General features: G+C 37.8%; 11 protein-coding genes. 3 read left to right on the top strand and 8 right to left on the bottom strand.

From position 1 onward, the window contains the following. Window positions 1-257 precede the first annotated feature (257 nt). The 3 genes from C9J42_RS04975 to C9J42_RS04965 form a co-directional block, all read right to left on the bottom strand. A complete protein-coding gene (locus C9J42_RS04975; RefSeq protein WP_107287499.1) occupies window positions 258-911 on the bottom strand; it encodes a transcriptional regulator in 654 nt (217 codons plus the stop codon). 215 nt (window positions 912-1,126) lie between these two features. After that, window positions 1,127-2,416 (bottom strand): serine dehydratase subunit alpha family protein, encoded by a 1,290-nt coding sequence (locus tag C9J42_RS04970; protein ID WP_107206760.1) that lies wholly within the window; start codon window positions 2,414-2,416, stop codon window positions 1,127-1,129. 46 nt (window positions 2,417-2,462) lie between these two features. Further along, on the bottom strand, window positions 2,463-2,843 hold the full coding sequence (locus C9J42_RS04965; RefSeq protein ID WP_008989716.1) for a RidA family protein: 381 nt from the start codon (window positions 2,841-2,843) through the stop codon (window positions 2,463-2,465). Between the two features lie 326 nt (window positions 2,844-3,169). On the opposite strand from C9J42_RS04965, the gene C9J42_RS04960 reads away from it, so the two are divergent. Together C9J42_RS04960 and C9J42_RS04955 are read left to right on the top strand one after the other, a co-directional pair. Further along, the gene (locus C9J42_RS04960; protein ID WP_107206761.1) at window positions 3,170-3,946 is read left to right on the top strand and encodes an AzlC family ABC transporter permease; all 777 of its coding nucleotides are present in this window, start codon (window positions 3,170-3,172) and stop codon (window positions 3,944-3,946) included. 14 nt (window positions 3,947-3,960) lie between these two features. Then, a complete protein-coding gene (locus C9J42_RS04955) occupies window positions 3,961-4,341 on the top strand; it encodes an AzlD domain-containing protein (protein ID WP_107206762.1) in 381 nt (126 codons plus the stop codon). 402 nt (window positions 4,342-4,743) lie between these two features. Here the strand turns inward: C9J42_RS04955 and C9J42_RS04950 are convergent, their stop codons facing one another. Then, window positions 4,744-4,944, bottom strand: coding sequence for a hypothetical protein (locus tag C9J42_RS04950; RefSeq protein ID WP_006644747.1), 201 nt, complete (start codon window positions 4,942-4,944; stop codon window positions 4,744-4,746). Between the two features lie 624 nt (window positions 4,945-5,568). Between C9J42_RS04950 and pdxY the strand changes: the two genes are divergently transcribed. Beyond that, on the top strand, window positions 5,569-6,426 hold the full coding sequence (gene pdxY / locus C9J42_RS04945; RefSeq protein WP_107206763.1) for a pyridoxal kinase PdxY: 858 nt from the start codon (window positions 5,569-5,571) through the stop codon (window positions 6,424-6,426). 67 nt (window positions 6,427-6,493) lie between these two features. Here the strand turns inward: pdxY and C9J42_RS04940 are convergent, their stop codons facing one another. The 4 genes from C9J42_RS04940 to C9J42_RS04925 all read right to left on the bottom strand — a co-directional run bounded on the left by C9J42_RS04940 (window position 6,494) and on the right by C9J42_RS04925 (window position 10,765). Beyond that, a complete protein-coding gene (locus C9J42_RS04940; protein ID WP_233217691.1) occupies window positions 6,494-7,273 on the bottom strand; it encodes an ABC transporter permease in 780 nt (259 codons plus the stop codon). Then, on the bottom strand, window positions 7,266-7,934 hold the full coding sequence (locus tag C9J42_RS04935) for an ATP-binding cassette domain-containing protein (protein WP_107246427.1): 669 nt from the start codon (window positions 7,932-7,934) through the stop codon (window positions 7,266-7,268). Before C9J42_RS04935 ends, C9J42_RS04940 begins: the two co-directional genes overlap by 8 nt. Window positions 7,935-8,145: 211 nt before the next feature. Then, the gene (locus C9J42_RS04930; RefSeq protein ID WP_006644751.1) at window positions 8,146-8,355 is read right to left on the bottom strand and encodes a cold-shock protein; all 210 of its coding nucleotides are present in this window, start codon (window positions 8,353-8,355) and stop codon (window positions 8,146-8,148) included. A gap of 424 nt (window positions 8,356-8,779) precedes the next feature. Beyond that, the gene (locus tag C9J42_RS04925) at window positions 8,780-10,765 is read right to left on the bottom strand and encodes a bifunctional UDP-sugar hydrolase/5'-nucleotidase (RefSeq protein WP_107206765.1); all 1,986 of its coding nucleotides are present in this window, start codon (window positions 10,763-10,765) and stop codon (window positions 8,780-8,782) included. Window positions 10,766-10,888: the final 123 nt, after the last annotated feature.

Raw genomic sequence — 10,888 nt, 5'->3', positions numbered from 1 at the left:
GAAATTAAATGAAAATAAAAAAAGATTATTCTCAATTTTAGTAAGATTCTTATTTCGCAAATTTGTTGTAGAATTTTTTGATGTGAACAAAATTTTAATAGAGCATTAAAACCTGAGGAAAGTATGAATAGAATGGATTGCTATTGTAAAACTTAAAGCTATTAACAATAAATATAAAAAGGAGACTAGATTAGATTTATACGCCTTCAAAAAAATCACCTGAAGGCATATTAATAAGAACATTCACAATGTATATATCATGCTTCGTGGGCACGAATTTCACGCAAATAGCGATAAATAGTATGGATAGAGATATCTAATCCTTTCGCTGCAATTTGGGCACTATCTTTTAGATCAAAAATGCCTAATTCATGCAAACGAGTCACTATCTCGCGGCTTTTTTTCGATGGTGGAATATTGCTATCATTCACCACTTGCTCTCGCACATTCTCAATTGAACTGTGCATCATTTCATCATTATTTCTTGCGAACGTTTCAGATGTTACTCCAAACTCAAAATGCGAATGGATATTCGGTAACAAACTTTGCATCATCGACTGAAACGGTGCGTCTAAATTAGAATTTACGCATAACATACCAATTGCTTTATTTTGTTTATTTCGAATAATGGTTGTTAACGAGCGTAATGTTTTACCATCAGGACTTTTGGTAATGTAAGCATCAGAAACATCTTTACCTTCATTCAGCTTCACTAACGCAATATTCGTGATTGGTGCACCAACTTCACGCCCTGTAATATGACCATTCGCAATTTTAATGATTGATGGATTATTTGCATCCAAACAATGTAGTAGCACTTCTGTATGCTCTCCCCACATTGCCGCAATACCATCAACGATATTCTCCATCGCACGGAGGATATCGTAATCGCTTTCGGTTAATTCATTCACGCTTGATCCCCTATTTGAACATAACGTTCCCAATGACTTCATTGCTATTATTGTATCAATAATAATACATTCAGAGTATCTACGTTTTTCTTTTTAAATGAAAATAAAGAAGCATTCAGAAAAACAGTACGGCTTTCCACAAATAGAAAAAGCCATTGCGTAATCATGTTGCGATAAACATGATTACTCGCAATGGCGCTTATAATTCTTGTTACTTATGCCGACATAATATCAATGATTGTTGCATCAGTATTTACCATACCAAATCGAACCATCTTACCGACATTACGAATAGTTGTTTCAACATCTTCAGCAACAATGCCTTGAGATTGTGCTTCATGATTTTCAATCGCCATTAAAAAGCTCATTACCGCAGAGTTTGTTGAGCTTTTAACTTTCATAGCACACGTGGATTTCGCGCCATCACAATACATACCTGTAGTATCACTTAGGGTATTTTGAATCGCTGAACACATTTGCTCAAAATTACCACCGGCTAAATAAACCATGCCCATTGCAGCTGCTGAGCTTGTTACCGCATTACCACAGAACGGTGATAGTGGCGGATAGAATGATTTCATATAAATAGCGCCAAGGTGGCTCATGATTAACGCGCGCGCTAGTTGCTCTTCAGAAGAGCCATAATGTTTAGCGATTCCAACTATCGGCATCGTTGCCGCAATACCTTGGTTACCACTACCATAATTACTCATTGCTGGCAGAGTTGCGCCACCCATACGAGCATCAGATGCCGCAGCGGTACGCATGACGACATTGTTAATTAAACCATCGCCAAATAGACCTTTCGCAATACTTTTTTGAATCGTTCTGCCTACCTGTAATCCATAGGCATGTTTTAAACCTTCATCTGATAACGCACTATTTAAATCACGCGCTTCGAGAATAAATTTAATCTCTTCAAAATCAACGCTGGTAGCAAACTCATAAATACCTTTGATTGAGATATCGACACCTTCACACACAGACGCCGTTGATTTTGGTTTCTCACTCGTATTGACATCAGAAGACGCATCAAACACAACTTTGCCGTTCAGCATTTTTTTCACAACTTGTGTATGACCGCCGCTAATTTCAACTATCGCAACATCGTCACCCACTTTTGCTTCAACACAACAGTAAATAAATTCTTCAACGTCTTTACGACCTGCTTTAATTTTACCGTTATCAATCAGCTGCTGTGCTTTCTCGACATCTTCTGCCTTAATATTTACAAGTACTTCTAAACCACCATTAGGGTTACCACCAATAGCACCAGCAGCAGAAGCAATAGGTAAACCAATACGGCCAGTACCAGGAACAAAAACACCCATAGAGTTTTTAAACAGGTTATCAGAAACCTTAACGTCTAGTTCTTCAGGCTCTCGTCCAAGCAATTCAGCGGCAACAGCTGATGCATATGCGGCTGAGATCGGCTCTGTACAACCAAACGCAGGTTTAACAACTGTATTAATGATATCTTTGTATTGCTGCCATTGTGTATTCATAAGTAACCCCTAACGGTTTTATTTTTATTGTTTAATGCAGATCTAATTATTTACGGTGTGCAATCGCTTCAATTTCTACAAGTGCACCCATTGGTAAATCTTTCACTGCAAAACAGCTACGTGCAGGGCACTCTGTTTTAAAGAAATCAGCATAAACCGCATTAAAAGCAGCAAAGTCTTCAATATTTGCTAAGTAACATGTTGTTTTTAAAACTGTATCCATGTCACCACCGCCCGCTTCAAGAACTGAACGTAAGTTAACTAATGACTGGCGAGATTGTTCTGCAATACCACCATCTACAATGCCACCTTTCTCTTTACATACTGGAAGCTGACCCGATGTAAAGATCAAATCGCCAAATGCATTACCGTGTGAATATGGACCAATTGCGTCTGGTGCTGATTTAGATGTGATTACTTTTGTCATGATTTTTATCTCGCTATCGAAAATTCAAATTTAGTTTAACCTTTAAAAATCAAAACTTGCAATTTTTTTTGCACCTAATATCAAGATCAATACTTCCAAAAATGAAACAACCTACACAACACACTGTTTCAAAAGAGATAAACGAAAAATAGTATCAAAAAACCGCCACTATATGAAAATATATTAATAGCTTGATAGTAAAAATGATTGAATAAAATATTGCATTAAAATATATTTGCAGACAAATAAGGCAGCAAAAAAAGATAATCACTCAGCTTAATTGCAAATTTTTTTTCATTTAACGACACAGAACAAATAGGCGCCGCATGAAAAAACAACTTATACAAGCAGGTTTAAAGGCAATCTTCCCGCTCTGCGTAGGGGCATTCCCATTTTCATTTATTGTGGGGGCAATCAGTATTAACGCAGGTATGGACGTTCTACAAAGTACGTTATGGTCACTGACTGTTTTTGCAGGCTCAGCACAGATGGTTGCGCTTGGTCTGGTGCAATCCTCTACTGAATTAATAGTGATTGCGTTAACCACCTTTGTTATCAACTTACGCCACATTCTCTATAGCGCGTCACTGTCTGAATATGTAAAAGAATACTCCATGCCAACACGCGCACTAATGGCATACGGCTTAACCGATGAGGTATACGCAGCAACCGTGGGTGAGATGAAACATGAAAAACCAGGGCGTCATTGGTTTTATTTAGCAGCAATGTTTGGTTTTTGGGTGAACTGGGTTGTTGCTGATTTCTCTGGTGCCATGATTGGTTCGTATTTTCCTCACATCGCCGATTACGGTTTAGATTTTGCAATGGTTGCCGCCTTCATTGCCATCGTTATCCCACAAGTTAAAAATCGTGAATGTATTGTTGCCGCAGTGGTCGCAACAGTCACAGGGATCTTACTTTCAGGCCTTCCTTACTCACTCGGTTTAGTTATAGCAGCAGTCGTTGGTGTGTACGCAGGCTACAAAATGGATTTATCAACTGAGCATATGGAAGCCGAGCTGAAAGAAGAAGTTCGTCACGAAATGGAAAAAGAAGATAAAAAGCAAATAAATATTCAACCAATTAACGCAACTGCTGAATAATAAGGGCTACTATTATGGATTCTCATACACATATCGTTTTAAGTAATGAATTTGTAATTTACTTATCATTAGTCATGGCGGTAGCCACTTTTGTTATCCGTTTCGCGGTTATTGGTATGGCAGGACGCTTCAATATGTCTGAGCGTTTTAAAAAGACATTACGCTTTGTTCCTGTAACAGTATTGCCAGCAATCATTGCAGTAGAAATTCTAGGTAAAGGTTCAAACTTTGCCTTTAACCTTGAAAACCCGAAAGTACTCGCAGCGATTGTTTGTACCATCGTAAGCCTACGCTTTGGACTTATCTGGGTCGTAATTAGTGGCTTAATCTCATTAGTGATATTCCAAAATTACCTAGAGCCAATTACCCAGTTTTTAACGCATTTCATGGCGTAACCATTAAAACTGATACACAAAAAAATCCCGAGTTTAACTCGGGATTTTTTTTAACTGACGTTCATCCAATAACAATTTTTTGATTCGGTTGCCTGTTTACATCAGTTCAACATGTAGCACAGTAGAAAAAATATGATATTAAAGACAATTCTTTATCATCCTTTCAAAACTAAATATCACCAGTGAACGTAAGCACCTTGAGATAACTGATTTATATAAAAGTAGAGAAGCATAAACTTATCTATTCTAAATGTATTTATATAAAGAAATCATTAATAGTAATGAACAGTTAATTTTTAATACCATAAAACAAAACAGCCCAAGATATAATAGTTATATTATTTCTTAGGCTGAATGTTATTCTCATAATCTATAGAAAGTATGAGTTATAATTTATCGTTTTTAGATGAAACGAATTTTTACTGCTTTTAGCTTATTGCTTGAATCGTCTAGAGAAAACTCAACCATACTACCAGATGAAGGCTGTGAATGACTGCATACTTGAGATGCGTCAAAACGAATATCGCCACCAAGATCGCTTGTAATTAAGCCAATCTTTTCTACTGGGTTGAAGCTACGAATAATACCTGTTTGTGAAGTCATAGTTATATTTCCTTTCAGCCCAAACAGCGCTTTAAATTAGCGGTTTTGTTTGTGGCTATCAATTTGAGTTCGAATAGTTAAAACCACCAATTAATAATAATTGCGGTAATTATCGTTTTACTCATTGACCTACTACTTCTGAGCTAAAAGATCACCCTTCTTTTAGCCGATCATTGCGCCTATCGTTTGCAACAATAACGAATAACAATGTTAGAAATGACGTTTTGACACATGAGGTCCGAGTAACAGACGAGACAGACATTAAACGCTAAATTTTATTCTGTAAATATTTTTATGTCTTTTTTTTGTAAAAAACTGTGGGTAACCACTGAATAAAAACCTTACTCATTGTTTTTTAAATAAAAAAATATCGTTTTTTATTTATTATAAAAACCATAAAACGGTCAAAAAACAAACGACAACAGAGGAAAAAACCTATAATAAAACAATCTTCAATTATAAATAACACACTCTCATCTAAAATAAGTCGATAATAATATAAATAATCGTCTATTTTTTAATCTGCATAAATGAAAGGAATAATTACGATATAAAATGACTAGGTTTCTTATATAAGCAAGGGTAAAGTATGCTTAAAGAGACCGAAGGTTATAAGGAACTTCGATGAAAGGTATTCTATCTATTCAATCACATGTAGTGTATGGTCACGCAGGAAATAGCTCTGCTGTTTTTCCTATGCAACGTATGGGATTTGAAGTATGGCCGCTTAATACTGTGCAATTTTCTAATCACACCCAATATAAAGAAGGTTGGACGGGCAAAGCTTTCTCTGGTGATGATATTAGTGAGCTTGTTGCAGGTATTGAAAGCATTGATCAATTAAAGAACTGCGAAGCTGTATTGACAGGCTATCAAGGTAGTGCAGCGCAATGTCTTGCTATTATCGATACTGTGAAAAAAGTTAAACAGCAAAATCCTAATGCGATTTATATCTGTGATCCTGTAATGGGTGACCCAGAAAAAGGCTGTATTGTTGCCGATGGTATTGCTGAATACCTAATTAATGATGTAATGCCTATTGCTGATGCTATCGTACCGAATCAATTTGAACTAAGCCAATTTGTCGGTATGGAAATCCATAACCTTGCTGATGCTGTTACTGCATGTCAAAAAGCCTTAACAATGGGCCCAAAAATGGTACTGGTTAAGCACTTACACAGTATATCTGATGATAAGTTTACGATGATGTTAGCAACGCAAAAGGGTTGTTTCCTTGCACAGCGTCCGCATCTTAAGTTTGATAAACAGCCAGTAGGTGTCGGTGATTTGATCTCATCATTATTTACTGCAGGGCTATTGAAAGACTGGACACCAGAACAGGCTTTTGAACATGCGCACAATGCCTGCTACGCAGTGTTAAAAGAAACACATAAACGTGGCGAATGGGAATTACAAACCATTGCAGCACAAGATGAAATTGTATCACCAAGTGAAATTTTTCCGATTAGCGAAATTAACTAAGTGAACACTAACAATCTTAATTAAAAAAGCAGCTTAATTGCTGCTTTTTTATTGTCGGAAATAGTACTTATTGCACCTCACCATAAGCATTGAATGTTACCCGCCTAACAATGCTCAAGGTAGTCGCTACCGAAATTACGCCAGAAATAAAAATCGCTACCATAATCACTAGTTGGTATTTCACTGCCACCAGCGGTGCCGCTCCACCTAAAATTTGTCCCGTCATCATTCCAGGTAAACTGACAATCCCTAATGTCATCATCGCGGCTAATTGGGGAGTTAATGCTGCTTTTACTGCTGTCTGTATAAACGGCAAGGCAGGATCAGGAGCGCCTAATGACAAGTAATACTGATATTCATGATGGTTATCTTTTAATAGGCTCCCCCAGCGAGATAAGGCTAATACATTTGCCATTAAGCTATTACCAAGCAGCATTCCCGCAATTGGGATCATATACTGTGCTTGCCACCAAGGGTCGACTTGAATCACCCCTATCAGCATGACAGGCAAAGCAACCAATAATGCAGCACACTGCCCTGTTATTACCGCAGGCAACACACGCTTTACATTCACCTCTGCCCGTTTACAAATCGTATAGCTTGCCACTAATGCCATGATTGTTAGCCACAGCATATTTATTGCCACACTCTGCAAACCAAACAAGGTATGAAGATAAATACCCACAACAGATAACTGAAGTGTCATGCGTAATACGCCATTAATTAAAGTGCGATTTAACCCTAATTGCCAACGCTGAAACAAGAACATGGGGATAAGTAATAACAGGTAGAAGCCCGCCATCGCTAACCAATGAATATCCAAAGTACTATTGATTGATTCAGACATTACACTCATCCTTACTTAACGACATAGCATGCACATGTGTTGCACTTGCTAACCAAACAGGATCATGTGATACAGAAACACAAATAATTGTTAGCTCAGAAAGCAATTGAATAATTCGATCTCGCCCTGAAGGATCAAGGGCGGATGTGGGCTCATCCATCAACCACACATTGCGCTGCATTAATATGCTTCTAGCGATGGCTACACGCTGCTTTTCGCCCCCAGAAAGGGTATCAATAGGCTTGTCTAATAACACCGTAATACCCGCTTGTGATAAAGCAGATAAACACAACTCATCGCTAGGTACAGGAAAATGAGTAATGGCTTTTAAACGCCAAGGAAGATGTAAGACATCACGTACACATTCTCCGCCCATAACGGCTTGTTGTGGCAAGTAACAAATGTTTTGACGCCAAAAGTTGAATGCTTTTACATCAATCAATTGTTTATTGAAGGTAACAGTACCTAACTGAGGAGCTTTAAGCCCAGCAATCACTTGTAGCAAGCTGCTCTTACCACAACCAGAAACGCCAGATATTGCAAGGTGTTGCCCTTGTTTTATACAAGCAGAAAGCGAGCAATCACTATGCGATTCAAAGCCTGAACGCAATTGATTAAAGGCTAATATATCAATGTGATTTTGAGATGATTCTGATTGCATCCATTGCACCCAAAATACTAAAAACGAACGTTAAGTGTATTGAAGCAAGATAGCTGACTCAAACAGTTTCGTTCAAAATAAAATAACGAAAGACGAAATAGTGGTAAGTAGAGAGATATAGTAGAGATTCTTAGATACGTAATGTTGAATAACAGATACAAAAATGCCGACATAATGTCGGCATTTTTTAAACTTTTAACGTAGAAAAGAATTAAGCTTTTTCAACGTTAGCAGCTTGAGGGCCTTTTTGACCTTGTTCGATATCAAAAGCAACCTTTTGACCTTCAGCAAGAGTCTTGAAACCTTCGCCTGTGATAGCACGGAAGTGAACGAATACGTCAGCGCCGCCGTTGTCTTGAGTGATGAAACCGAAACCTTTTTCTTCGTTAAACCACTTAACGATACCAGTTGATTTAGACATGAGAGTCTCCAATATTTTTTAAATAATTCGCAAAAATGCGTATGTAGCCAGAAAAGAATTATTTACGTTATAGCTTATGAGTGGAAAGCTTCATGACACTGGTATAGCGTTACAGCGAAGATTTTCTAAAACATAATGTTACATATAAATAGGTCTGACTTACAGGCCGAGGACTATAGTAATGATATTTAGGGAATTGTATAGCTTTATTTTTTAAATAATTTATTTTTTAATATTATGGGTAATAAAAACAATAGATATCATTAGGTTAAACACGAATAAACCAGTTAATATTCTATTAATATTTCGTGAAAACCGCATTTTCATTGTCTTTTTTAGACGATTCCAAAAAATAAAAAGCACCCTACCGCTTTTATTAATCACCTGTAGGGCGCCTACTTTATTTACCTAAAACCGCAAAGGTTTATTTTTGTACGCGATCTAGCGTAACAACTTCATAACTTAACGGTACAAGGTTAGGACGACTTTGCTGGATATAATCAATCACAGCTTGAGCATCTGTATTACAGCGCATATTGGCGGCTTTACAGTTTGGCGCAGCTCCTTGGTAATTCACTTGGTACTTGTCGCCTACTTTTTCAATGTTCTTAACCTTAAAGCCTGTTAACTTGCCATCAACATAGGCTAAATCGACACGTCCAGAGTGATCCTTTTGCGCTTGATAAACAGGTGTCCAACCATCATTACCCGTTGCGTTATAATTATTTACTGCAACATTGTAGGTTTTATTATCTTGAATTGGCGTCCAAATTGGGTTCTTTTCTGTGCCAGTCATCACCTCAACATTATTAAGCTTGCCTGCTTTATTTGCTGCTGTTTCGGTAAAGCTATAACGAATATGACCGCCATAAGGGAATTTACCCGCATGAGCGCCTTCAGGCAGCGTTGCAGAAACCGTTTGTTGTAATAACTGTTTAATCACAGCACCTTTAAGTGGTACTACAGACATAAAGTTTGAGAACGGTAAAAGCTCTAATGACACATTACCTTCACGGTATTCACCCGCCTCAATATTGGTACGAATGCCGCCCGCTCCGATCAAGGCAAAGTCCACTTTCATGCCCGTTACTTTTTGAACTTGAGGCTCATTCGCCCAGTAATATTGGCCTTCAGCTATAATAGGCGCGACATCTGAGCCATGCTTATCTGTGCCACGATCGCCAGGACGTCGTTCATGTTTAATTTCTACCGGCACTTGAGCAATAGTTTTACCGTACGCTTTATCTACTGCTGGTTTGTATTTAGTATCAATACGTTGGCGTAATAAAACATCTTCATCTGTGATCGTGATTTTTTCATGATTGTCGATGAATTTTTCAACGATTGCCGTTTGTACAGGGGTAAACATATCGCTTTGTTTACGATCGGCATGATGGTAGAACTCATCGTTACTCAATAAGGTATTGTGACCTGCACACTTCACCACGTCACCGTTCGCATCAAAGCTTACATTTACTCGGCCAATCGCTTGAGCATACTCACCCGCCTGAACAACACATGTTTCCGTTGTACCATTTGGGTTCTTCACCATTTGGGCATATATACCATTATTGTTTAAACCCAAGTCAGCAAAGTCACCTAATAACGTATGTGAGTGACCGCCAACAATAAGATCAATACCGTTAACTTTTGACGCAACATCAAGATCTACTGCATTACCGATATGCGTGAGCGCAATAATATTATCAATCCCCTTGCTCTTTAGCATATCGACGGTGGCTTGTGCCGTTTTCACCATATCGTAAAATTTCACATCACCCGTATTAGGTGCAATATTTGCCATGTTATCTAAGGCAATACCAAATACCGCAACAAGATTTTTATCTTTAGGTAAGTGGTTAATATCTTTAACGACTGTCTTGTTATTGCCATCAAAAGCAAAAATTTGGTAAGGGCGTAAGTTAGTTTGATCTTTCAAATCAGCATCTTGGCTAGCATCTACGTTAGCTGCAAGCACAGGGAAATTAACACTACCGATAAAAGCATTTAATTTTTTATTATTTAAATCAAATTCATGGTTACCTAATGCCATTGCATCTAAGCCCATTTTGCTTAGCATGTCAGCATTCATTGCCCCATGGTTTAGCTTAAAGTAAGCACTACCTTGCCAAGCATCTCCACCGTGTAAGAATAGTAAGCTTTGATTATCTTTTTTAGCTTCAGCTTTATATTCTTTCGCCATCGTTTGCAGGCGAGGATAGCCACCAAACTCGTTATAAACTTTGGTATCGTCAGCTTTAAAACTCGATTTTACGGGGTCAAAATTAGAGTGGGTATCATTAATATGTGCGACCGTTAGCGTAAAAGGTTGGTGTTGAACGATAGGCGTTGTTGCACACCCTGAAATAGCTAAAGTGATAGAAAGTGCGATAAGAGGTTTGCTAAACATACGAGATCCTTACTCTATTGTAATCGTTTGCGCGAGCAGCATACTCCACATTTAAAACCTTTTCAGCAATAGAACTCAAAATAATATTCTTTCAAACCAACTTTTTATTTTGAATATATAAAA

Source organism: Photobacterium sp. GB-56 (genome assembly GCF_003026105.1).
In the GTDB taxonomy this organism is placed as follows: Bacteria; Pseudomonadota; Gammaproteobacteria; order Enterobacterales; family Vibrionaceae; genus Photobacterium.
The sequence above is the reverse complement of the archived record's forward strand: the minus strand, read 5'-3'. Positions and strand labels throughout refer to the sequence as shown.